Below are 24150 nucleotides of genomic sequence, written 5' to 3' on the forward strand. Positions count from 1 at the left end.
GCAATTTATGGATTCAGGGAAGGGTTGCCAAACGTGTGAGCGGAACATGGTTCTTTTTCGAGCAGTGAGCCCAGGGTAACGTCTCTAGCGCAAACACATCGAACTTGGTGCCGGGAACAGGAGTCGAACCTGCGACCTGAGCATTACGAATGCCCTGCTCTACCGACTGAGCTATCCCGGCGTTGGCACGTTCTGCAGGCCTCTTTGAAGGCGTTGTAGGCCACTGATAACGACGCGAGTGCGTTGTCTAAACAATCAAGTTAGTCGATTTTTGCTGGCGCAAAAAGGGGCTTTGCGAAACATTAAACAGCTTTGTGATCGCGCTTTCGAGATTGCTAACGAAAAGCTTTTGATGTGCGCCGAAGGCGTTGGGAGGTGTGAATCGCGAAGTCGGCAGGTCGCCGACAATAATGCGCAGAAGATGTGTGCGGAGCAGACAGGCTGGCTAGGCGATTTCAGGCCTCGCCAGCCAATCTCCACACGAGGTCGCTGGGCCGTTAGTGACTGGTCGACATCCTCGGCGGCGCTACTCGAAATAAGGCTTTAACTTTAGATGCAAAAGCGGCACCTAGCTCACCCATGTATTGGTTGCGCTGCTGACGGGCCAGCTTTACGTAATAATCGACGTCAACGTTACCGCGTGCGTCCAGTTTCAGGTCTTGCTCAGTCATAATACGAGTCCTCGTCTGTGGGCGTATTCAATGTCTACAGGGTGAATATTAGAGATCGAGCGACTATTGAAAAAGCGATCATTTCTAAGCAGAATGCTGAAATTATTTCATGCTTAGTAAAAACCACTATGCGCCGACTCCCGCCCCTAAACGCTCTCCGCGTTTTCGAATCTTCCGCCAGAAACAGTAGCTTTGCAGCCGCTGCCGAGGAGCTTTTCGTGACCGCCTCCGCGGTCAGTCACCAAGTAAAAACGCTTGAGGAATATTTGGGAGTTTCGCTATTCAGCCGAACCAAACGTAAAGTCGAACTGACACCGGCTGGCGAACAATACTTGAGCTCGGTCAAACACGCCCTGGACGAGATAGAGATGGCCACCCAGCGACTGACGGCAAGCCACGAACCCAACGTGGTGAAAATCAGCGTGGCTCCCAATTTTCTGACCCGCTGGCTAATGCCACGCATGAGCCGTTTCCGGGAGCTCTACCCGGATATCGAACTACAGATCAACGCATCCATGGGTCTGCTGGACTTCAACCGCTCCAGCACCGACATGGCGGTCTACTACGGCAACGGCGAGTGGGACGATATCGAGGTGCATTTTCTGCGTAAGGTTTTGCTGATGCCGGTGTGCAGTCCGGATTTACTGAAAGGCAGGCTTCCGCTGGAAAAGCCGGAAGACCTAAAGCACCACACATTGATCTATGTCAGCAAACGCAAGTGGGAGTGGGAAAACTGGCTGCAGCAGGCCGGCGTCGAATTCATCGTTCCCAAAGGCAGCCTACAGCTCTCCAGCGGGCAACTGGCTACCGCAGCCGCCCAGGAAAGTCTGGGCGTTGCTCTAGCCGACCGGACCCTGACGTCCCGGGAGATTAATGCTGGGCACCTGGTGGTGCCCTTCGACATTCGGCTCGATACCCACAAGGCATTTTATCTGGTATACCAAAAGCATCGCCCACTGACCGCTGGGATGAAAGCGTTTAAGGAATGGTTGATGAGCGAAATGCAGACGGCTGGCGCCAGTGACGAAGAGGATTATGAACCGGTGCCTGACTGAATTTCATCCAGCGATGCCGGGGTTTTTCGGACATTATTTAAGCGGTCAACGTAACGCTGGTCATTAGCCGGCCAGTGCGCTGAATCACCCACCCCAAGGGGCTTTCGGGCATCTATCATTACGTTGCACACAAAGTTATCCACTGATTTTGTGGACAAGCTATTGGCGGGTTGTTGCACCGCCACCACTCCCCCATACTTCGCATTGAACGCCTTGAGCAGGGCCCGGCATGGATCAACGCGATATTCTTGAAAACATTCCCGATGTGCGGGACGGACTGACACGCACCGAACGTATCATCCTGTACGTGCTCAATGAGACCCAGCGTGAATTGAAGGGCCGGTCTGTGCCCACGGTCATGCTTTATGGCCGTGTGGTGGAGCACATCAACCTGACGGAAGCCGAGCTACACGTCTATCTGGATCGCCTGGGCATCAGGACGGGTTGAACCGCTTTAAATATGTCGTCAGAGCGCGCACAACTAGCGAAACGAACAGGTAAACTGTCGCTTAAGTGTAGGCTTTTAAGGCATCTGTGCTAGAGTTTCATCGATTATGGAACATGGTGGCAGGGGCCGTTTCCCGTCTAACCGGTAAGGCATTAACCCCCACCTGACGGCAGTAGTCGTTTGAGTTCAGGGGGAACACCAATGCGGCGATGGCTTACGGCCCTTTGCCTATGTCTGGCCAGCAGCTTCTGCCTGGCGCAGACCATACCGGTACAGGATGCCTCCACTCTCCTGCAGACGGGTACCCTTCCGCTCAACCCCGATCTCCAGTACACGCGAATGCCCGCGGGTTCCTCCATCGCCGACGTATTGGGTCTTGCCAGCGATGCCTGGCTACCCTCCAACGGCAATCGCAACTACGGCTATCAAGCAGACGCCTTCTGGTTCCGCGCCCGCCTCTCTGGAATGGTGGATATAGCCGAAGGCGCGCTCCTAAGGCTGAATCTGCCCCACCACGACACTATTCGCGTGGCCCTCGTTGCCGATGGCAAACCGCTACGTCAATTTACGGTGGGCGATGCACTGCCCTTTGCGGCGCGGCCTTTCCTGGAAACCGTATTCCTGTTTCCACTCGATGCCGTGCAATCCGCCAGCGTCGATGTTTACATCGGCATCGAGACCACCGGCGCTATCATCACCCCCGTCGACCTGATGACGCGGCAGGCCTTCGACCAAGACGACAAGCGCGACGTGATGGCTTTGGCCGCCTTTTATGGCGTGATGACCGTCATGTTCCTGTACAACCTGATTATCTATCTGGTGGTACGCGACCGAGCCTACCTTTACTACCTGGCTTATCTGGTCAGCTTGGTGTTCATGTTATCGGTGATGAAGGGCGTGGCATTTCGCTACCTCTGGCCGGATATGCCGCTGATCAACGCCTACTCGGTGATCTTTGCCACCTGCCTTATGCCGATGGCTGCGGTGCTTTTCGCGCGGCGCTTTTTGAACTTGGCTGTCTCCGGATCGTCATTCGACAACCGGCTGGTCAATGTCTTAGTCGCGATCTATGCGCTGCTTATGGTAGCGGGTCTGTTCCTGCCCTATGCACTGGTCGTGCGCACGGGCTTGTTCTTTTCGACCCTGGCGGTGTTCTTAGGCTTCTACCTGGGGATCAAGTATTCGCTGCGCGGCATTCGCGCGGCCCGCATTTTTGCAAGCGCCTGGTTTGTCTACCTGCTCTTTCTGAGTCTGTTTATTCTCGAATCCGCAGGACTGATACAACCCTCGCTCCTAACGCGCTATGCGGTGGAAATCGGGTCGGCACTGGAGGTCGTCCTGCTCTCACTGGGTTTCGCCGACCGGCTCAACCAGGAAAAACAACAGCGTCTGCGGGCGCAAAGCCAGGCGCTGCAAGTGCATCGAAGTCTCAACGAGGAATTGGAGTCGATGGTGCAGGCCCGGACCGAGGAGTTGGAAGAAGCCAACAGACAGCTGAAACGCCTGAGTATCTCGGACGGATTGACAGGGGTCTATAACCGGCGCCACTTCGACGAGCAGCTCGAGATCGAATACCAGCGCGCCTTGCGCAACGGCGACTCCCTGTGCCTGTTGCTGATCGACGCCGACCACTTCAAGAAGATCAACGACACCTACGGCCATGGGTTTGGCGATGAATGCCTGAAGGCGATGGCCCTAACGCTCGACCAATGTGCCCATCGGCCAACCGATATCGTGGCGCGCTATGGCGGCGAGGAGTTCGTGGTTTTGCTACCGGGCGTCAACCTGCCTGGCGGTAAGATAGTCGCTGAGAACATTCGCAGTCAGATTGAAAGTCTGTCACTCAACTCCCAGGGCCATGCCGTGGCCATCACGGTCAGTATCGGCCTGATCGCCTGCTCACCCCACTGTCTCCACGACAAACATGAACTGCTGGCGATCGCCGACGACAATCTCTATGCAGCAAAAGCGGCGGGACGCAACGAGGTGAAAGCATCAGGCGGGGTTCCATCCCGCGCCTTAGTGCGCCCGAGGTAGGCTTTGCTCAGGTGCGGAAGCGCGCCACTTGGTTTTTAAGGCCACCTGCCAACCGGGCCAATTCATTGCTGGATGCAGAAACCTGCTCGGTAGCACTGGCGGTTTGATCCCCCTCTTCACGTATATCGGTAACATTGCGGTTGATATCTTCAGCTACCGATGCCTGTTGCTCCGCCGCTGTGGCAATCTGGCTGTTGTATTGGCGAATATCCTCCACCGACTGCACCACATCCCGAATGATTTCCTGCGTCGTTTCAGCACTTTGCAGAGTCCGCTCTGCCAACGAAGTACTTCGCTCCATACTTGTGCTGGAGCTCTCAGCGCTGGCAACCAGATTGTTAATCAGGCTCTCGATCTCCCCCGCAGAACTCTGCGTACGGCGGGCCAGCGAACGAACCTCATCGGCGACCACCGCAAAGCCTCGGCCGTGCTCACCGGCCCGAGCCGCCTCTATGGCAGCGTTCAGGGCCAGCAGGTTGGTCTGTTCCGCCACTGCCTTGATGACGTCCAGGATGCTGCCAATATTATGTGTTTCAGACTGCAGGCTATTCAGCTGCCCCATCACGTTGTCGATCTGCTGCTTGAGCTCGCTCACATAGGACAGGGTTTCGCGTACAGCACTCTCACCCTGAGTCGACCGATCCGTTGCGGTGTTAGCAGACTCAAATGCGGCTTCGGCGCTTTTGGCAACTTCACTGACTGTCGCGACCATTTCATTCATCGCGGTCGCGACCTGATCGGTCTTGTCTTTCTGGTTGTTAACCGCCGCACTGGTCTGATGGGTCACTATAGACATCTCTTCCGAGGCGGAGGCAATACTGTTTGAGCCGGTGCTGATCTCGCCGATCAATGCGCGGAGGCTCGTTATCATAGTGTCGAAAGCACTAAGCAGCTGGCCGAATTCGTCGGTTCGATTGCTACTGGCATCTACGGTCAAGTCCCCTGAAGCCACTTTGTTCGCTATCTCAACCGTCTGACGAATCGGTTGTGTGATATGCCGAGTGAGAATCCAACCGAGGACCGTTGCTATAAGAACGGCGGCGATGGCCGCGCCCACAATCAGTGTCATGGATTCACTGTAATCGGCGTCCATCCGTTCCATCTGAACATTCTGCAGTTCAACGGCTGTCTCCACGGCCTTGCGGGCTACCTTCAGCAAGTTGTTTTCAATAGCCGCAATTGTTTGGGAGTCTGCCTCGATGCTGTCACGATATTCATCTAGCAGAGCTTTATAGGAATCAACGTTACTAACAATGGTTCTCACACGCTCGTTGTCGGCAGGAACCACGAGAACATCATTCAACTTTTCTGCCCGTGTCGCTGCCTGATCCGCCAATTCAATGGCGCGGTCAACGTACTTATTCTCACGACGAATCTGGAAGTTCTTCTCATCGGTGCGTGCGTCCAACAACCGGGACTCGATAGCACTAGCTCCAGCCACGATCAGTGATCGGTCGGCGTATGACTGCAGCGCCATAGCACCTGTCACGGAAATGATGATGGCCAGCACAACCAGTACTGCGAACCCGCCAGCGAGCTTGAAACCGACGTTGATGTTATTGATGCGTTGACCTAACTGCATACTAGATCTCTTGGTGAATGTTGGGAGCTTTCATATACGACAACGACGCTCATTCAGACTCAGTCGCTGCCTTAGGAACGGCTGCTAAATTGTCACTCTTCCGTTAATTTTTGTTGCAGCCCTTACGAGACGGGTACCACCGCCATCTTATTCAGATCGCCAGTCGAACAGGGCACGTAGAAAGTTAAATGAGTTGCCCCGTCCTAGAATCAGAAGCGACGCGATTTTCAATGGCAATTACTCCTCGTAAATCATCTTTCGCGTCATCCCCCCATCGATCACCACATTCTGGCCGGTCATAAAACCGGCTTCCGGTGAAATCAGGTACGCCACCATGGAGGCGATATCGTCCGGCACGCCCACTCGGCCTGCCGGGTGCTGCTGGTGATCCGTTGCTGATAGAGGCTCGATTTCGGCTGGCGAATCCGCCTGCCTGGCGCGGACATCGATCCACCCGGGACTGACTGCGTTCACGCGGATGTTAGGTCCGAGACTGATTGCCAAGGCATGAGTCAGCGCCACGACCCCACCCTTGGTGGCTGCGTAGGCTTCGGTATCCGGTTCGGACTGGAGCGCCCGGGAAGACGCCATGTTAACGATGCTGCCCTGCGTTTTTCGCAGGTGGGGCACGGCGTATTTAGTCATCAGGAAGGGTCCGGTCAGATTTACATCCAGCCGGCGCTGCCATTGCGCCAGGTCCAGGGCCTCGACCGGCCCGGTTTCCGGGTCCGCCAACCCCGCATTGTTGACCAGTGCGTCCAGGCGGCCGCCCCAGGCGACAGTTTTTTCAATGGCCTCGCGAACATCGGCCTCAACCGACACATCGGTCTTCACGAACAGCAAGTCATCGCTACCGTCAGTCTTCATGTCGGTGACACAGCGTTGGCCTGCGGCCTCGTTTTTGTCGCATATAGCCACACGCCAGCCCTTGCCAAGAAGATAGGCGGCTATGCCCTGGCCGATACCTTGTGCACCACCGGTGATCAACACGACCCGTTGTTCATTGCTCATGGATGCCTCCTTTTCCGGCTCCGATGGTTTAATAACCGTGTGAGTTACCGGACACATCGCGTGGTTCACCGGCTCAACACACGGCGTGTGTTTTTGACCAGATTTAGAGCTACTCTTTAATACATGCTTTAAAAACGTCGCTGGGCCTTGGGCATGGAACGGAGAGCCCGCACCCTTAGAGAGGCCTTATGAAACCACTTCGTACGGCTTGTTTTGTCCTTATCGGATGGCTCCTTACATTACCCTTCACTTCCGTTTGCGCCAATGATCTGCCGCGAACACTCACTTTTGCGATGATACCCGGCAACCCGTTTAACCGGGTCGGCCAACCGCTCATCGAAGCGATCTACCGGGAAGTGGGCATCGAGATCACTGTAATGGAGACGCCGCCCGCACGGGAAATCGCCATGCTGTCCAGCGGCCAGCTCGATGGCAGCATGGGCCGCGTTGCCGGACTGGACGATCAGGTGCAGGAAGTCACGCGCATTCCAGTGCCCCTGACCCACATAAACCTTGTGGTCTTCTCTACGCTGGAACAGCTACCTAAACTGGCGCAGCCCTCGACGGCAACGTTGCGGGTCGGGCAATTGCGCGGAATCGACTTTGGTATCGAATCATCCCGACCGGTCGAGGTCGTCTTCCTGGACACGACCGAGCAGCTTATGGCGGTGTTGGCGAAACGCCGGATCGATGTGGCTATTGCCTCTGAATTGGGTGGCGCCTTTTTCGTTCAGACGCAAAATTACGCCAACGTACGCATCGTGGCCAAGCCGTTGAAAGTGATCCCGGTCTACCACTACCTCCATAAGAAGCATGTAGCGCTGGCACCGGACGTCCAGAGGGTCATGGAAAGGCTTCAGAGCAGCGGCTACCTGGAAGATCAGCACAACATTTTCCGGGCGCAGCTTCAGTTGGAGAGAATAATGCTGCCGGCGAGCCAGTTGGTGTCGAATGACACTCTTCGAGTGGAATAGAAACGCGAAGCCTGACCGGAATCAGTCCAGTCTCTGGTTCGCAGCCTGGATATCCGACTCGCGAATTACCATGATTCTGCCATCCCGCTTTTCCAGCAGTACACGGTCACCCAGATCGTCAACCGCGTAGGGCGTTCCGCCAATGTCGAGCAGCGTTGCCGCCCGCGCTTCGCCGGCCAAAAAATGTACTTCACCCCGTTCATTGATGTGAACAACGATCGATTGATCCATCAGACCTGTCTCTCTTAATAGCTCGTCAACACACCATACGCGCTCAGTGCGATAAGCGCCTAATCATAGGATACGTTTGTTGCAATCTTTCACATCGATGCGCGACGTTTAACTCGGCCGCGACCTTCTGCGGCTTTTGACGTAGGCTAAGGCTCCAAAAGCTAGTGTCCGGCTAATTCGCTGACCTGAACAAAGCGATCTTCTACCATAAAAACGTCAGGGTTTTTCCATGGCTCTTTTCGAACGCATCAACCGCCTGTTTCCGGTCTGGGCTATCCTGTTTGCGGCGATTGCCGCCTGGCAGCCCGGCTGGTTCACCGACTTCGCCTCGCTAATCAAACTGCTGCTCGCGGTCATCATGTTTGCCATGGGTCTAACGCTGTCGCGCCATGATTTCATGGGGGTGCTGCGAGCGCCGCAGCCTGTGGCCGTCGGCGTACTCCTCCAATTCACCGTGATGCCTCTGGCCGCGCTGTTTGTAGCGTGGTTTCTTAGGTTGTCGCCGGAACTGACAATCGGCATGTTCCTGGTCGGCGCGACTGCCGGCGGCACGGCCTCGAACGTGATTACCTGGCTGGCTAACGGCCATGTGGCGCTGTCGGTGTCCATGACGCTGACATCGACCATCGTGTCCGTGGCGGCAACGCCACTGCTCACCCAACTCCTGGTAGGCCAGACCGTTGATGTGCCGGTGTTCGGCATGTTCGTGAGTATTGCCCAACTGGTTATAGGCCCGGTCGTCCTGGGGGTGATCGTCCACCACTTCCTGGGCAAACAGATCAAGCGCATGGAGCCGGCGCTGGCGACCCTGGCCATGGCCGCCATCGTGTTTATCATTGCTATCGTGGTGGCTTTGAACGCAAGCCGGCTCGCGACCTTAGGCCCTCTGGTGATTGTTGCGGTGGTGCTACACAACATGCTCGGCCTGGCCGGTGGCTACGGGATCGGCCGTCTGTTCGGCTTCAGCCAGCGGGTCGCCAGGACCATGGCTATCGAAGTAGGCATGCAGAACTCCGGCCTTGCTGTAGCTCTCGCCAATCAGTTTTTCACCGCCACGGCAGCCTTGCCGGGGGCGCTGTTCTCAATCTGGCACAACGTTTCCGGGTCGCTGCTGGCGGGATATTGGAAGCGGCGGCCGTTGGAGGATCGCCAGACTATAGAGCCGGCCGATACAGGATCCTGAGAAAGAGCAAAGACTGACTCATGTTAAGGGCGATTAATGGTCGCGCTGATAATCTAATGGGTGATGTATCGATAAGTACCCCTTACTTAGCTGGCCTCCACGCCAGCTTTTTTGCTTTACCCCTCCCCCGATCCTTTTAAATCTCTGTAACAAAAGCCAAAAAACTAACCTGGGTTGATCTATTCCGGGTTCTCGAGAGTACATGCTAGTGAAGTGTTTTATGAGCCTGTCTTGCTGGCCCGTCCTTCGGGCCAGCCTTTTTCCAGGCTTGAGACACCCCAGATTCACAGCACCCCGGATTTACAGGAAAGAGTAGAGACGCTCGATATCTGCATTGCTGCCAAGCTCCTAGCTTGGCTTTTTTATGCGCGTCGAAACGTTGGCCTCACCGCACTCATACTTTGAGCGCACTGAACGCGCCGGGTCGATCCTCTATGATGGCAGGCTAAAAGCTAAAAGAAACCCTGACCCGGACGGTGACCCACGTGACAGCTTCTCCCGACTTTCAGAGCCCCGCATTCCTGACCCGGCACATCCAGGACACCCTGGCGTTCTACGAAGGCCGCTGCAAGGACCCCGAGGGCGGTTTTTTCCAGTATTTCCGTGACGACGGCAGTGTGTATAACGCGCATCATCGCCACCTGGTCAGCTCGACGCGCTTCGTTTTCAACTACGCCAAGGCGGGCCGCTTCTTCAATCGTCCGGACTATCTCGATCTCGCCCGGCACGGCCTAGCCTATTTAGCCAATGTGCACTGGGAGCCCAGCCATCGGGGCTACGCCTGGACGCTGGATAACCACAAGCCGGAAGACAGCACCCGCCATTGCTACGGCACGGCGTTCGTACTGCTGGCCTACGCCACGGCTTACGAATGCGGTATCGACGAAGCCCACCCGGGTATCGGCAAGACGTTCGATCTGATGGAAAAGCATTTCTGGCAGCCTGAGGCGGGGCTTTACGCCGACGAAGCCAGTTCGGACTGGTCCGAACTTTCGTCCTACCGGGGCCAGAACGCCAACATGCACACCTGCGAGGCGATGCTGGCAGCCTTCGAAGCCACCGGCGAGACAACTTACCTCGAGCGTGCCTACACCCTTGCCCAGAACATCTGCCAGCGGCAGGCGGCTCAAGGCGATGGGTTGATTTGGGAGCATTACGACGAGAATTGGCAGATCGACTGGGACTACAACCGCGACAACCCGAGCCACCTATTCCGCCCTTGGGGCTTCCAGCCCGGGCACCAGACCGAGTGGACAAAACTGCTGCTGACACTGCATCGCCACCGGCCCGAACCTTGGATGATCGATCGCGCACGCGTGCTTTTCGACAGCGCCCTGGCCCACGGCTGGGACGATGAACACGGCGGCATCGTGTACGGCTTCGCGCCGGACGGCAGCATTTGCGACGGCGACAAGTATTTCTGGGTGCAAGCTGAAACCTTCGCGGCGGCGGCACGACTCGCCAAGGTGACAGGCGAAACGAAATACTGGGATTGGTACAACCGGATCTGGGACTACGCCTGGACGCACTTCATCGACCACGAATACGGCGCTTGGTACCGCATTCTGACCAACGACAATCGGAAGTATTCCGACGAAAAGAGCCCCGCCGGAAAAACCGATTACCACACCATGGGCGCCTGTTACGACGTCATCCGCTGCTTACGCGGGGAATAGCGAGACATAAAAGGGGCGCAGTCGTCTACGCCGCCGTTTCAGACTATTCAGTCTTCGAGGAAGGACAGCACCCGCCCATGCGACAGTGCCGCCGCGTGGCGCTGGTAGGACCCGCGCGCCCAGCAATTGAAGCCGTGTTCGGCACCGTCGTAGACGTGAATGTCCACGTCGCTGCGATCAGCAAAAGCCTGGCGGGTCTGGCTCACGTGGTCGTCGGTAATATGGGCGTCGTTACCCCCAAAGTGGAACTGGACGGGGACTGTTAATTCAGCGGCCTTGTCCAAGTGCTTGGCGATACCGCCGGGATAAAAGCTTGCGGCACGGTCGACGCCCGCACGTACGGCCGCCAGAAAGGCGAGAATGCCACCCATGCAGTAGCCGACGGCGGCCACGTCGCCTTCACATTCCGGGCGGTCGCGTAGGGCCGTTGTCGTCGTTGCCAGATCCTTGACCGCTTCGGCAAAGTCGATCTGACCCACCAGGCTGCGTGCCTTATCCATATCCGCGCCTTCATAGGTCAGTTCAACGCCCGGCTCCTGGCGCCAGAACACGTCCGGCGCAAGCACCACGTAGCCGGCCAAAGCATACTGCTCGGCCACGGCGCGAATGTGGTGATTCACACCGAAGATTTCCTGAATCAGCACGATACCAGGGCCTTTACCGGCGGGCGGTAGCGCCAGATAACCTTTGAAGGTCTGGCCATCGTCGCTGTTGATGTCGATCCATTGGGTGGGGATGGCTGGCTGGGTCATAGGATTCTCCTGTCCTGAGTGCGTTTGAGGACTCAAAAGCGTGATAGAACATGGACGCGGTATTCATGGAGCGTAGAAAAGTGTATCAGTCGAGGGCCGTCCGGAGGGAGGTACTGGCTTAACTTTGATCAATCCTGCATCCACTCCCACGGGCATAGCATTCGGATGCGCATCGGTTGAGGTTTCCGTAGCCTGTCTGGTGAGTTCGTCCATGATAAGGACAACCCTGCCCTTAGATGACATTCTTACGTCATATTCCAATCGAGGAACCAGAATGACATATTCCATTGCAGTCGTTGGCAGCGGCATGGCGGGTCTGGCCGCCGCCTATGGGTGCCGGCAAAACGGCCATTCGGTGACCCTATTCGAGGCCGAAGCGGGCCACGGCATGGATGCCCATTCCATGACGGTGGATGGCGGCATCGTCGATGTCCCGCTACGGGTAATGAGCCCGGATTTCTGGCCCGGTATGCTGGCCCTGGCCAAGAGCCTGGGCGTGGACACCTTTTCGGTATCGACACGAACCGCCTGCAGTTGGCTCGACGGCACCACCTGGTTCCGTAGCGGACGCCTGCCCGTTCTCCAATGGCCTTTTGTGGGCTCTGGCCGCTTTCTGAACGGGCGGACCCTGCGCCTGACCCGCGGCCGACTCCAGTTGGCTCGCCTCACTCGCAACCTCAAGACCACGCCCACCCATATGACGTTGGGGGACGTACTGACACGGTATTCCCTCGATCCCCTATTCTGGCGCGGCCTGATGTTACCGGTGCTAACCACGATCTGTACCTGCGACGAAGACCATCTCCTGGCTTGGCCGGCGGATCAGCTCCTACCCATGCTCGACGGCATTCTCGGGCAGGCCTCGTTGTATCGGCTCAAAGGCGGCACGTCCGAGCTGGTGGAGCAACTCGTAAAAGGGCTCGAGATCACCTCCGGCAGCCCCGTGACAGAAGTGAAAAACGTAAGCGACGGCGTGCAGGTCGGCAATGCACGGGGCGACAGGGGCGTGTTCGACCGGGTTATTGTGGCAACCCAGGCGAACGATCTGGATTTTCTGGACAGCAGCCAATTCGCCGAAGAGCGGCGCGTACTCAGCGATATCCCCTTCGCCGACGGCGAACTTTGGGTTCACCGCGACGAACGCTTCATGCCCCGGCGCCGGCAGGACTGGACGGCACTCAGCTTCCAGATGGACCGGGAACTGCAGAAGCCGATGTTCACGGTCTGGGTGAACGCTGTCGAACCCACGATGGAAGGACGGCCACCCGTCTTCCAAACCTGGAACCCACTTTACGAACCCGATGCGGCTCAGGTTCTGGGCCGCTTTCCCATGCAGCGGGCCGTGGTCCATACCGGTACGGCTCAGGTACACGCGCAGCTCCAGCGCTGGCACCGTGAGACGGATCGAGCGGTGTTCTTCTGCGGCTCCTGGGCTTACGAAGGTGTTCCGCTACTGGAATCAGCGGTGCAGTCGGCGCAGGCTATCGTTGACCGCATCGGCTGATGCCGCCAGTTTACCGTTGAGAGCCGAACACACTTGATTCGCCCGCCCGTTTCTCCGACATTAGACAAAACCCCTGAAAACAAAGCCCTATGAAACCGCTGATTGAGTCTATTGGAGACTCAGAGGTTCCTTAGAGCAAGAAGCAGGTTCCCGCTTAAACAGGGAGCAAACCGGCATGCTGAAAAGGAAATCAAACCGATGAACGCTATGGTGAAAGACCTCGCCCTGATCGCTCTCTTCGCCGCTCTCTTCACCACTGCTGGCTGGGCTAGCGCCGACGCTCAATTCCTGTCCGTTGCCGACGAAAACATCCCCGACGCCATGGCGCTGTCCCGCAGCCTCGACGCGGTGATGGATGACGCCACCACATGCCGTCAGGAAAATCGTGAGCTGTCGGGCTGCCTGTGCGGCAAGCAATCGATCGAAACCATGAGCGCAACTTACGAACGTATGATCGACAAGCATCCGGAATGGGCCGGCAAGACCTTGCGTTTCGACGCCGACAATACGAGCCACGCCATCCAACTCCCTACCTACAAGCAAGAGCTGCAGCGTATCCAGAACCAGTGCGGCTGATGCATCCGATAGATGCGCTGAAGGCGGAGCGTCAAAAACGCCATGCTCTCGCTACGGGCCAAAACGTGCTACGTTGAATACAGGGCATCCAGATTCGAAAGGATGCACGAGCCTCAAGGAGACGCAATGGCAGCACTCTCACGTGGCGCACAGCATTATATTCTCCTGTTGATACCCAGCCTGCTGCATGAGATCGAGCGACTGGGACTTAAGCACGTCATCGCCCACGCCAGCCTGGCCGAGCGCGAAATCACCGCCCTCTATTTCGATGCCAAATCCATTACACAGTTACTTCCGGACGACCCCGCCCGAATCGAGCCGTCACTGTGGCACGACCTGATCCACTGCGTGCAGCTCATGCAACTGTTGATCGGTGAAGCGGAAGGCGACGCGTTGGCTCAGACACGGCAGCGGGCCGTCAACAAATTCCTGCCCCAGGCCCGTCAAAGCCTACAGAGCGAATTTGAGAAGCGCCGGCAGTCGGGCCAGGTGGATTTCCGGCTGGCGAGTATCGCCCGCAACAGGGCCGGCGACTCACATGCGGAGGAAACCTGCATGGAGGCCCTGAGATTGGAGCGCCAGCAACGTTTCGAAAGCATGAAGGCGCTTAGCATGCACGGACTGAACTGGCACCAAGCGGTGATCGCCCAGCAGGCCAAGGCTTGTGTGCAACAGCAGATGACGACGCCGCCGGATGATTTCGCGTCTGTCGATCTTTTGATCAGCTTGCTGGATCTACTGCGACGGCTCATCCCGCTGGAGCAGGCTGACGAACCGGATAAGCAGGGAAACCCACCGAATATGGATATAGAAACGGTGGTGATGAGTCTGGGCAACCTGCTTTACAGGCAGGAACTGGGCCTGCGACAAGTCGGCGAGCACAACCTCGAGCAAAAGCAACACGCCAACATCTAACGGTTAGTCCAGGGCGCCCAGGATACAAGGGCATCCGCGAAGCCGCATCTGCCCTTGTATTGATCGTGCCAAATCTAGCGTGCGTCCAAGTGCTGCTTTACCGCCGGCAGGCCGGGCTCGCCATCCACGGTTTTTACGCCGGCAAGCCATGTATCCAACACATCCGGATGCTGGCTGAGCCATTGCTGTGCGGCTTCGCCTGCGTCCTCCCCTTCGTTCAGGATCGCGCCCATGATCTCGCTTTCCATATCCAGGGTGAATTCCAGGTTGTTCAGCAGTTCACCCACATTGGCACAGGTCTCGGTGTAACCGTTTCGGGTTAGCGTATAAACCGTCGCGCCACCGTAGTTGGGGCCGAAGTACTCATCGCCCCCGGACAAGTAGGCCAGGTCCTGCTGCAGGTTCATCGGATGCGGCTCCCACGCCAGGAAGACCATAAATTCGTCCCGCCGGGCCGCACGATTGACCTGGCTGAGCATGCCTTGCTCGCTGGATTCGACGAGCCTCCAATCGCCCAGACCGAATTCGTCGGCATCGATCATCTTCTGGATCAGGTTGTTGGCCGGCGCACCCGGCTCGATCCCGTAAATGCGTTTATCGAATTTCTCCGCATGCTTGTCGAGATCGGAGAAGCTGTTAATGCCTGCGTCTTTCACAGACTGCGGCACCGCCAGTGTGAATTTTGCCCCTTCCAGGTTCGCGCGAATACGCTCGTAGCCGCCCTCGTACTGGTCGGCAAACGTCTGTTGTGCCGGCATCCAATTCCCCAGGAAGACGTCGATGTCATTGTTCTGCAGCGATTTGAAGCCAATGGGAACGGAGAGCAGATCAATACTGGTTTCGTAACCCAGCCCTTCAAGCAGAGTGGTCGTTATCGCATTGGTGACATTGATGTCGGTCCAACCCGGGTCGCTAAAGCGGACGGTCTGGCATTCCTCCGGCACGGCCGCCTGAGCCTGGGCCAAGCTCATAACGCAGACGCCTGCCAGCGCCACCTGTTTAAGCGTTCGCATTCGGTCATGCATGTGGGGCTCTCCTATTGGTCTAGTGCACTTTTTCGAGTTCTGCTGATCTCGGTGTTCAGTTGACTACGAATCGTTCGGCGCGATCAATCTGCGCGCTCACCGCGTTGATCGATACCTCGGAACAGCGGCCTGAAAAAGGCCAAATGGCGGGACCTGAACAGGCGAAACACGGTCCGTTAGGCCGCCATCAGATTAAGTTTGTTTAACTTTAAAAAGAATCTCTTCGACGCAGCGCATGCCGATAAAATATGACAGGTCGAAGGCATCCGTTCACCAGCAACCTGAGAGAAACTAGGAACGGGACTAGTAACACGACACACGCTCGGCACCTCATCGAATTTATAAAGCAAATATGGTAAATAAATTCATATAGTTACAAGAAGTACCTCACGAAGAAAGATAAAAGATCGATGCGATTCGCGTCTCGACAAAAACGCGACAACCGTCCCTTCAATACCTTAGATGAGGGTAAGTCTTCCAACTGGCGAGGTCTTCACTGCACATTACAAGTGAGGCGACCACGTTAATTTTCTTCGAACCCTGTCTTACGCTCAGTCGTAGTAGCAGTGAAATACTACTTCCGGAACCCGGCGCACGAGCCGGTAATGGAAAGAAAAAGGACCAAGGTTCCGGTGAAACTTGGCGCAGCCAGCGCCGGACCAATAGGAGATCGCTACCATGCAATGGAAAACATCCCTCGCTGTCATCTGTCTGTCCCTGTCGCCGGCTCTGGCTTCTGCCGACCCCTCGGTAGGCGATCGGCTTTTCACACTGACCGGCTCCGGCTCCAGTGACACGGATTTCGATAACAATACCGCTGCAGTCAGTTTCGATATCGGGCAGTTTTACACTGAAAGCGTATTGCTGGGCCTGCGTCAAAGCGCCGGCTTCTCCGATTCGGAAGCAGGATCAAGCTGGAGCGGCGCCTCGCGGGTATTCGCCGACTATCACTTCGACGCAGGTCAGTGGCAGCCTTTCCTGGGCGCCAACATCGGCGGCATCTACGGTGACGATACCGACGAAACCTTCTTCGCCGGTCCAGAAGGCGGCGTGAAGTACTACGTCAAACCAAAGACGTTCATTACCGCTCAGGTCGAGTACCAGGTGTTCTTCGATAGCGCCGGCGATGCCGACGACAACTTCGATGACGGCGCCTGGGCTTACAGTGCCGGTATTGGCTTCAACTTCTAGCAGATGACAGACAACCAAGGCCCCGGTCGCTCCGGGGTCTTGGCTCACTGCGGTCGTTTAAAGAAACGGATACACCACCCCACCTGTCGCCAGCACCTGGTCGATCACCCGTAGCGTGGCCAACGTATCGGCCCACGGGATCACCGCATTCTCCAGACGTCCCGCCCGGATATCCGCCATGGCGGCTTCGATCTGATACTCGAAGCCATTGGCGCGATGAGGCTGCTCGAATAACTGCGATTCACCATCGAACGGTTTCAGCGTTGCTCGCGTTGCACTCCAGAAGTTGCTTTCCATCTGAATGACCCCGCGACTCCCCTCAATCTGGAAGCCATTGTCACGCCGGGCAAGGAAGCTGCAGGTGAAGGTACTCACGCCATCGCCGTAATCCAGCAAGGCGGCCGTGCGTACATCCACCCCGGTTTCACCCTTGAGCACACTGGACTGAATGCGATCCGGTCCGCGCCCGAACACAAAGTTGGACAAGTTCAGCGGGTAGACGCCCATATCCAGCAGCACGCCACCCGCCTGCTCGATATCCCATAAGCGGTCGTCGGCCTGAAACGGTATTTTGAAGCAGAAGTTGGCGTTTACCGAATGCACCTGGCCGATAGCGCCTTCGTCGATCCAACGCCGGACTTGCTGCCACGCGGGAAGAAACCGCGTCCACAGCGCTTCCATCAGGAAAACATTGCGCTCTTCGGCCAATTGGAACAGCGCTTCGGCCTGCGCCGCGTTCACGGTCAGTGGCTTTTCGCAAAGCACCGGCTTGCCCGCCTCCAGGCATTGCCGGACACAGTCCGCATGAAACCGGTGCGGGTTAGCGATATAGATCGCATCGACAGCGGGGTCGCGGATCAGGTCAGCGTATTCGCGGTAGACCTTCACCGGCACATCGCTGCCCTGATAGCGCCGGGCAAATTGCTCACCCCGCGAGGGATCGCGACTGGCCACGGCGTATAGCTGCGCATCCCCTACGACCTCCAGCGCTTCAGCAAATTTATGGGCGATGCGGCCGGGGGCCAGAATGCCCCAGCGGAAGTTGGACTTAGATGTCATCTGAGGAATACCTCCTGGGCGCAACCAGTAAATCCTGCGGAAAAACCGTCATTACCCTCTCCGAACGATAATCGAAGATGAGCAAACCGTCGTATTGCTTGCACCGTAAACTTCAACATTAAATTACCACCCAGAACGAACATGTCTTGTGTAATTGCGCGGCACAACCCTTTTCGCTAGTTTTTGGGCCTTTCGTCCTCACGATTTAGACTACGCAAACTTTTTACGCGGGAAACCTGTCTTTATGAAACCCATGGTCGTTGGTGTAGCGGCGTCTGCAGGTGGGCTGGAGGCGCTGATTGGCGTGCTCAAAGGCTTGAGAAATATTGACGCGCTGACGGTGGTCATTGCCCAGCATCTGGCTCCGGATCACGAAAGTTTGCTGGCAACCCTGTTGTCGCGCGATAGCTCCATTCCAGTCAGAAACGCGGAGCATGGGCAACGCTTGGAAGCGGGCCAGATTGTCGTTATTCCCCCCGGCCACAATGCCACGATTGGCGACGGGTGTCTGTTGCTGGAAGAAACCCACTCTTACGGCGTTCCGAAGCCTTCAGCTAACGCACTGTTCGTTTCGATCGCCGAGGAATATGGGGACCGCGGCATCGGGGTTGTACTGTCTGGCACAGGCTCGGACGGAGCACGGGGTTGCCGCGAAATTAAAGCTCGTGACGGCTTCGTGCTGGTCCAGGAGCCGGAAACCGCCAAATATGGCGGCATGCCTTCCGCGGCTATCGAGACCGGCGCCGTTGATCGGGTGCTCAAGATCGAGGAGATCGGAGCGGAGCTCGAGCGCCTGGCCCGGCAGCATGACTCTTCAGAGAGGACCTCGTCCACCCGGCTTTCCGATGCGGGGGCCGCCGATATCTACAGCCTGCTGCGTAGCGAATACGGTGTTAATTTCGCCGAATACAAACCCAGCACCGTTAATCGACGCATCCTGCGCCGCATTGTCGCCACCAATACCTCGACTATCCCGGAATACCGACGTTATTTGAGCGATCATCCGGAAGAGCTCGCTCTGCTTTACCAAGATCTGCTGATCTCGGTCACCGGTTTTTTTCGCGACCAGGATATTTATAAGGATCTTAAGCCCTATATCAAGCGCATCCTGGAAACGAAGAGCAAAGGGGATGAACTCCGCTTTTGGGTCGCCGGTTGCGCCACCGGCGAGGAAGCCTACAGCCTGGCAATCATGCTGGACCAAATTTTGGGCGGAGATTACGCTCACTACAAAGTCCAGATTTTCGCCACAGATATCGACAATCGCGCCCTGGACATCGCTCGCAAGGGTTTCTACGAGGACGTAAGCCTCAGCAATATTCCCCAGGACGTACGACGCCGATATTTTCAGCCTATCGGCGACGGTTGTCTGGTCAACAAAGCCATTCGGGAAATGGTGATTTTTGCGCGCCACAACCTCAGCGCCGACCCGCCTTTTCTCAATATGGACATGATCGCCTGTCGTAACGTCATGATCTATTTTGGCACCCGCCTGCAGCAACGGGTGCTGGGCACCTTCCATTACGCCCTCAAACCTGGCGGCGTCGTTTTTCTTGGTAAATCCGAGTCACTGCCGACCAGCAAGATCTTCGACGTTATCGACGGCACCGTAAAGCTATTCCGGCGCAAGGACATCTCCAGCCAAAAAGTCCTGCGGGAGTTCGGGCGCGTCGATTTCGCCTCGCGCAAGTCCGAGCGAGCCCCCTCGGAGGAGCCGGAGCCGCCCAAACCCCTGGATGAACGCGTCAAGTCGTCGGTCAACGACTACCTGGTGAACACCGGTTTTGTCATTGACGACTTGTTGGACATCCGTTTCATCTACGGCGATATCAGCGCTATTTCCCAGGTCAAGGCGGGGAAACCCAGCCTTAACATCCAGAATCTGATCGCGCCGACCTATCAGTTCGAGCTTAAAAGCCTGATTTTCAAAGCGCGCAAGAATCCTGGTCTGAACCGTTCAAACCCGGTACATACCGACAATACGTCGGTGATTTTCGAGGTCATTCCAGTGGCGCCGGATAAAACCAAAGAAAAACTCTATTTTGTGCGCTTCGAGCTGTTCGAACGTATGGATGCCAACAACAACGGCCATCAGCAAACCAATGAACAGGTGGCCCAGTTGCAACACGAATTGGCGGTCAACCGGGAACATCTGCAGACCCTGATTGAGGAGCTTGAGACCTCCAATGAAGAACTGCAGTCGGTCAATGAAGAACTGCAATCATCCAATGAAGAATTGCAGAGTACCAATGAAGAACTGGAAACCTCGAATGAGGAACTGCAGTCGACCAACGAAGAACTGCTGACCGTCAACCAGGAGATGGAAGTAAAGACCGAAGAAATCGCTTCGCTGAATAGCGACCTGACAAACCTCCAGGACAGCCTGCCGCATCCGCTGCTCATGGTGGATGACCAATACCAGATCCTGCATCACAATCAGGCTTGCCAGGAAATTTTCAACTTCGATTTATCGCTACGCGGCCGGCGTCTGAACAGCCTGGATGGCCCCTACGATCTGCCGAATCTGGTTGCCATCGTCGAGGAAGCTCGGCGTGTAGATGGTGAGATAAACCGCCAAATCGTCGGCAAGAAGTCCTATTGGATGAGCTGCACCCCCTGTAAGGACAACGATGGTCAACAGCAAGGCGCCGTCATTGTCTTTTGGAACAACACTGAACTACTCGACACCTACCGGCGACTGGACGAGAGCGTGACCCAGTCCAACGTCCAGGGAAAGGCGTTGGAAGCCGCACAGCAAGGCATCGTTATCGTCGATGCCACCAAACCGACCATGCCGATCCTCTATATCAATAAAGCATTTACCCGTATTACTGGCTATTCGAAAGAAGAGGTGTTTGGTCGCAATTGCCGTTTCCTGCAAGGTGAAGGCACCGATAAGGCGACCAGGAACGCGCTTCGTAAGGCGCTTAGCGATGGCCGGGAACACAGCTGTCATATACTCAACTACCGTAAGGATGGCTCGCCGTTCTACAACAATCTGAGCATTTCCCCCATCTTTGAAAACGGCAAGCTCACGCACTTTGTCGGCATCCAGAGCGACTTAACCAACATACTCGAAACCCAGCGTGAAAGCGCCTTCGCCCGATCAGTGTTCGAACACACGCAGGAGAGCATCCTGGTGCTCGATACTTCGCGGCAAGTCCAGTATGCCAATCCAGCGGCCTGCAACCTGTTTGGCATACCTAACCGGCTAAGTGCCCACGATCGTAACCCCAACGCGGTCGATTTCAACCTGTTTAGCAAGCGCGATGATTTTGATGCGATCTGGAAGCATGTTGACAAACATGGCTTCTGGCAAGGCGAGATCGAGGAAGCAATAGATCACACGGATATTTCACTCCTGGTATCCGTCAACCGGATCATTGGGCAGGATATTCTCGATGATCAGTTCGTACTCCAAGCCACCGACGTCAGCCTGTTGAAACAGAAAGAGCGACAGCTACAAAAACTGGCCACCTTTGATCAGTTGACGGAATTGCCCAACCGTCGTCTATTCAATACCCGGTTGAAAGAAGCCATCGCCCGAGCGGAGCGCGTGGACAAAACGTTCGCCCTGCTGTTCATGGACGTGGACAACTTCAAGCGGATCAATGATACCCTCGGCCACAAGGTCGGCGACGAGGTGCTCCTGCATTTCACGAAAACCGTAAAAAAAATGACCCGAGAAAATGACACCTTTGCCCGTATGAGTGGCGATGAGTTCGTGTTGATCCTCGATGGTGTCGAAGACGCATCCGATGCACAGCATTTCTCCCAGCGCATCGTCGACACCATCTCCCGCCCCTACCGGACAGAAGACGGCGACCTACTGCTTTCCGTAAGTATCGGTGTGGCCCTCTTCCCCACAGACGGCTACAACCCCGAAACCCTGGTCCGCAATGCCGACATGGCCATGTACCGCGCCAAACAAAGCGGTAAGGCCAAGGTAGCCTTCGTCGAGCCGGGGCGCAGCAACGAACTGTGGCAGCAAATGCAGATCGAAGGCGAGCTGCGTAAGGGCCTGATCGATGGTGAAGATATCGGCCTTTATCTGGTTTACCAGCCCATTTTTGATGTCTCGGACAGTAACCGCCTCTACGGGTTTGAGGCGCTAATACGTTGGAATCACCCATCGTTCGGCCCACTGCAGCCAGACGAATTTCTGCCTCTGGCCCGCTCCGTCGGCTTCGGGCGTGATTTGGACACTTGGGTCTTCAACGAGTTTCTCAAGCAGTATGCCGAGTGGGTTATCAAATGCCCGATGGCAGAAACGCTACAGTACGCAATTAACATCGATCCTTCGAGCAGCACCCTGCTGAACCATTCTCAAATAAGCGCATTGCTGGCCGAATTGGACAACAACCTAAATCGTCCTCGTCTGACCTTTGAAATTACTGAAAACGCGCTAATCAACCGGTCTGAAGACCTGGTAAATGGCCTTCAATCCCTGCATGACATGAATACCACCATAGCCATCGATGACTTTGGTAACGGCTATTCCAACTTCGGCTATATCACAGATTTCGCCTCAATCCGCCAGATCAAGTTGGACCGCAGCTTGATCCAGGATATCGAGCAGAACCTGGACAAGCTCAAGCGCATGCGTGCGATCATCCGCATGCTGAATGAGATTGGTTACACGACAGTGATCGAGGGCATTGAAACGCAGCAACAGCTAGCGCTGCTCAACGACGCCGGACACGATTTCGTGCAAGGTTTCCACCTGTCGACGCCGCTGGACGCCTCCGATGCCGAACGCCTGATCGTCAAGATGGCATCCGAAAGACAGACCGCGTCAGACAAACTGGAAGAATAACGCAGGCCACCGAAGGCGAGCATCATGCTCGCCCCACGATTGGCTGGCGCTCACCATCGCTACTGGACACAGATGGCGTCCGATACCCTCTACCAGAAAATAGCTACAGAAAGGACAACCTTTGAGCCCCCGGCCGGTAGAGCGGCGGACAGTGCGACGGAAATCCCGGGTCAACACCGACAAGTAGACTATCCCTCTGGCAACCCCGACAGCGAATCAGCCTTCCGGCGCTCGCCCCGTACTGCCACGCACAATCAGCTGGGTCTTGAGCGTCTGATCGAAGGGCACGTTGCGGTCCTTGAGAATATCCAGCAGCAGGCGCATGGCCGTGCGGCCGATGGCCTGGCGGGGCTGGTGCACGGTGGTCAGTTCCGGCTCGCAGTATTGGCTGAAGCCGATATCGTCGAAGCCGACGACCGAGAGCTGGCCCGGCACCGTTACGCCCTGATCCCGCGCGGCTTTGAGCACACCAATGGCCATCTCGTCGTTCTGGCAGAAGATCGCCGTCGGGCGCTGGCTGTCACGTTGCAGCAGGATGCGACCCTGCTCATAGCCGGAATGAAAGCTGAAGTCGCCTTCCAGTACGCCGTCGGGCGGACTCTCGAGCCCGGCCCCTTCCAGACCGCGCCTGTAGCCCGCCAACCGGTCCTTGCAGATGGGGTTCCGGCCAGGGCCGGTGATGGTGGCAATTGCCCGGTGGCCCAGTGAGATCAGGTATTCGGTGGCCTTGTGGGCGGCCTGTTCGTTATCGATATGGATGGTAGGCAGGGACAGGTTGTCGAAGTATTCGCAGGCCACCACCAGGGGGAAACCGGAGTCCGCCTGGCGCTCCTTGACCAAGGCCCTGGGCACTTCCGTAGTGAGCAGGATGATGCCGTCCGCCTGGTTCGAAGGCACGAGGTTGAAGTACGACTTCACCCGCTCGGGATTATGCCCGGCGTCGCCCAGCAGCACTTGGTAGCCGGCTTGGTGAGCCACGGATTCGAGCCCGCTGATCACCTCGGAGAAGAACGGATTGGCGATATCCGGCAGGATCACCACGATGGTGCGCGATTCACTGCGGCGCAAGTTACGGGCCGCGGCATTCAGCGAATAGCCCACCTCGGCCACCGCCTGAGCCACTCTTTGGCGCGTAGCATCGGAGACTTTTTCGGGACTGGCAAGCGCGCGGGACACGGTGGCCGTGGAGCAATTCGCCGCCTTGGCAACGTCTTTTATCGTCGGCATGGAATGGCTTTTGTTATGCGAGTTGCGCGATGTTATCACAGTCTTCACGAGCCCCGAGTCTCCCAAGCCAGCCGCTATTTCAATGCCCCTACCGCTATTCCAACCCGGCACCAGCGGTGTCAGCTTGGTCATCATAATGCAATCGATTACATAAATCTAAACACCAACGCTGTGTCTTGCTTTAAAAAACCTATTTTATTCGCTTACTACCGTTAAA

At 56.5% G+C, this 24150-nt stretch carries 19 protein-coding genes and 1 tRNA gene; 11 read left to right on the forward strand and 9 right to left on the reverse strand.

Annotation, left to right across the window (positions count from 1 at the left end; genetic code table 11):
• Nucleotides 1-105: 105 nt before the first annotated feature.
• Together FXO11_RS17595 and FXO11_RS20295 are read right to left on the reverse strand one after the other, a co-directional pair.
• Nucleotides 106-181: transfer RNA gene (locus tag FXO11_RS17595), tRNA-Thr, on the reverse strand.
• 316 nt (nucleotides 182-497) lie between these two features.
• A complete protein-coding gene (locus tag FXO11_RS20295) occupies nucleotides 498-671 on the reverse strand; it encodes an RSP_7527 family protein (protein ID WP_168203196.1) in 174 nt (57 codons plus the stop codon).
• A gap of 128 nt (nucleotides 672-799) precedes the next feature.
• On the opposite strand from FXO11_RS20295, the gene gcvA reads away from it, so the two are divergent.
• The 3 genes from gcvA to FXO11_RS17610 all read left to right on the forward strand — a co-directional run bounded on the left by gcvA (nucleotide 800) and on the right by FXO11_RS17610 (nucleotide 4211).
• A complete protein-coding gene (gcvA, locus tag FXO11_RS17600; protein WP_148864243.1) occupies nucleotides 800-1726 on the forward strand; it encodes a transcriptional regulator GcvA in 927 nt (308 codons plus the stop codon).
• Between the two features lie 229 nt (nucleotides 1727-1955).
• A complete protein-coding gene (locus tag FXO11_RS17605; protein WP_148864244.1) occupies nucleotides 1956-2174 on the forward strand; it encodes a hypothetical protein in 219 nt (72 codons plus the stop codon).
• Nucleotides 2175-2375: 201 nt separating this feature from the next.
• Nucleotides 2376-4211, forward strand: a complete 1836-nt coding sequence (locus FXO11_RS17610; RefSeq protein ID WP_148864245.1) for a sensor domain-containing diguanylate cyclase — start codon at nucleotides 2376-2378, stop codon at nucleotides 4209-4211.
• Between the two features lie 7 nt (nucleotides 4212-4218).
• Here FXO11_RS17610 and FXO11_RS17615 read toward each other — a convergent pair whose 3' ends face one another.
• A complete protein-coding gene (locus FXO11_RS17615; protein ID WP_148864246.1) occupies nucleotides 4219-5793 on the reverse strand; it encodes a methyl-accepting chemotaxis protein in 1575 nt (524 codons plus the stop codon).
• A gap of 237 nt (nucleotides 5794-6030) precedes the next feature.
• Complete coding sequence (locus FXO11_RS17620) at nucleotides 6031-6804, reverse strand: SDR family oxidoreductase (protein WP_148864247.1); 774 nt, start codon at nucleotides 6802-6804, stop codon at nucleotides 6031-6033.
• A gap of 188 nt (nucleotides 6805-6992) precedes the next feature.
• Between FXO11_RS17620 and FXO11_RS17625 the strand changes: the two genes are divergently transcribed.
• The gene (locus FXO11_RS17625; protein WP_148864248.1) at nucleotides 6993-7778 is read left to right on the forward strand and encodes a substrate-binding periplasmic protein; all 786 of its coding nucleotides are present in this window, start codon (nucleotides 6993-6995) and stop codon (nucleotides 7776-7778) included.
• A 21-nt stretch (nucleotides 7779-7799) separates the two neighbouring features.
• Here the strand turns inward: FXO11_RS17625 and FXO11_RS17630 are convergent, their stop codons facing one another.
• Nucleotides 7800-8009 (reverse strand): hypothetical protein, encoded by a 210-nt coding sequence (locus tag FXO11_RS17630; protein ID WP_148864249.1) that lies wholly within the window; start codon nucleotides 8007-8009, stop codon nucleotides 7800-7802.
• Nucleotides 8010-8238: 229 nt separating this feature from the next.
• On the opposite strand from FXO11_RS17630, the gene FXO11_RS17635 reads away from it, so the two are divergent.
• Together FXO11_RS17635 and FXO11_RS17640 are read left to right on the forward strand one after the other, a co-directional pair.
• On the forward strand, nucleotides 8239-9192 hold the full coding sequence (locus tag FXO11_RS17635; RefSeq protein ID WP_148864250.1) for a bile acid:sodium symporter family protein: 954 nt from the start codon (nucleotides 8239-8241) through the stop codon (nucleotides 9190-9192).
• A 485-nt stretch (nucleotides 9193-9677) separates the two neighbouring features.
• A complete protein-coding gene (locus tag FXO11_RS17640; RefSeq protein WP_148864251.1) occupies nucleotides 9678-10868 on the forward strand; it encodes an AGE family epimerase/isomerase in 1191 nt (396 codons plus the stop codon).
• 47 nt (nucleotides 10869-10915) lie between these two features.
• Here the strand turns inward: FXO11_RS17640 and FXO11_RS17645 are convergent, their stop codons facing one another.
• The gene (locus FXO11_RS17645) at nucleotides 10916-11620 is read right to left on the reverse strand and encodes a dienelactone hydrolase family protein (protein WP_148864252.1); all 705 of its coding nucleotides are present in this window, start codon (nucleotides 11618-11620) and stop codon (nucleotides 10916-10918) included.
• A 274-nt stretch (nucleotides 11621-11894) separates the two neighbouring features.
• On the opposite strand from FXO11_RS17645, the gene FXO11_RS17650 reads away from it, so the two are divergent.
• The 3 genes from FXO11_RS17650 to FXO11_RS17660 all read left to right on the forward strand — a co-directional run bounded on the left by FXO11_RS17650 (nucleotide 11895) and on the right by FXO11_RS17660 (nucleotide 14615).
• Nucleotides 11895-13124 (forward strand): FAD-dependent oxidoreductase, encoded by a 1230-nt coding sequence (locus FXO11_RS17650; protein ID WP_168203197.1) that lies wholly within the window; start codon nucleotides 11895-11897, stop codon nucleotides 13122-13124.
• 198 nt (nucleotides 13125-13322) lie between these two features.
• Nucleotides 13323-13700: a hypothetical protein gene (locus tag FXO11_RS17655; RefSeq protein ID WP_148864254.1), complete on the forward strand. Its 378-nt coding sequence runs from the start codon at nucleotides 13323-13325 to the stop codon at nucleotides 13698-13700.
• Between the two features lie 126 nt (nucleotides 13701-13826).
• Nucleotides 13827-14615, forward strand: a complete 789-nt coding sequence (locus FXO11_RS17660; protein ID WP_148864255.1) for a hypothetical protein — start codon at nucleotides 13827-13829, stop codon at nucleotides 14613-14615.
• Between the two features lie 74 nt (nucleotides 14616-14689).
• On the opposite strand, the gene FXO11_RS17665 is transcribed toward FXO11_RS17660, so the two are convergent.
• On the reverse strand, nucleotides 14690-15640 hold the full coding sequence (locus FXO11_RS17665; protein WP_148864256.1) for a choline ABC transporter substrate-binding protein: 951 nt from the start codon (nucleotides 15638-15640) through the stop codon (nucleotides 14690-14692).
• A gap of 678 nt (nucleotides 15641-16318) precedes the next feature.
• On the opposite strand from FXO11_RS17665, the gene FXO11_RS17670 reads away from it, so the two are divergent.
• Complete coding sequence (locus FXO11_RS17670; protein WP_148864257.1) at nucleotides 16319-16831, forward strand: hypothetical protein; 513 nt, start codon at nucleotides 16319-16321, stop codon at nucleotides 16829-16831.
• Between the two features lie 57 nt (nucleotides 16832-16888).
• Here FXO11_RS17670 and FXO11_RS17675 read toward each other — a convergent pair whose 3' ends face one another.
• The gene (locus tag FXO11_RS17675; RefSeq protein ID WP_148864258.1) at nucleotides 16889-17890 is read right to left on the reverse strand and encodes a Gfo/Idh/MocA family protein; all 1002 of its coding nucleotides are present in this window, start codon (nucleotides 17888-17890) and stop codon (nucleotides 16889-16891) included.
• A 244-nt stretch (nucleotides 17891-18134) separates the two neighbouring features.
• On the opposite strand from FXO11_RS17675, the gene FXO11_RS17680 reads away from it, so the two are divergent.
• On the forward strand, nucleotides 18135-22706 hold the full coding sequence (locus FXO11_RS17680; RefSeq protein ID WP_148864259.1) for an EAL domain-containing protein: 4572 nt from the start codon (nucleotides 18135-18137) through the stop codon (nucleotides 22704-22706).
• A gap of 216 nt (nucleotides 22707-22922) precedes the next feature.
• On the opposite strand, the gene FXO11_RS17685 is transcribed toward FXO11_RS17680, so the two are convergent.
• Nucleotides 22923-23933: a LacI family DNA-binding transcriptional regulator gene (locus FXO11_RS17685; protein ID WP_148864260.1), complete on the reverse strand. Its 1011-nt coding sequence runs from the start codon at nucleotides 23931-23933 to the stop codon at nucleotides 22923-22925.
• Nucleotides 23934-24150: the final 217 nt, after the last annotated feature.

This window comes from Marinobacter fonticola (assembly GCF_008122265.1).
GTDB classification, from domain to species: domain Bacteria; phylum Pseudomonadota; class Gammaproteobacteria; order Pseudomonadales; family Oleiphilaceae; genus Marinobacter_A; species Marinobacter_A fonticola.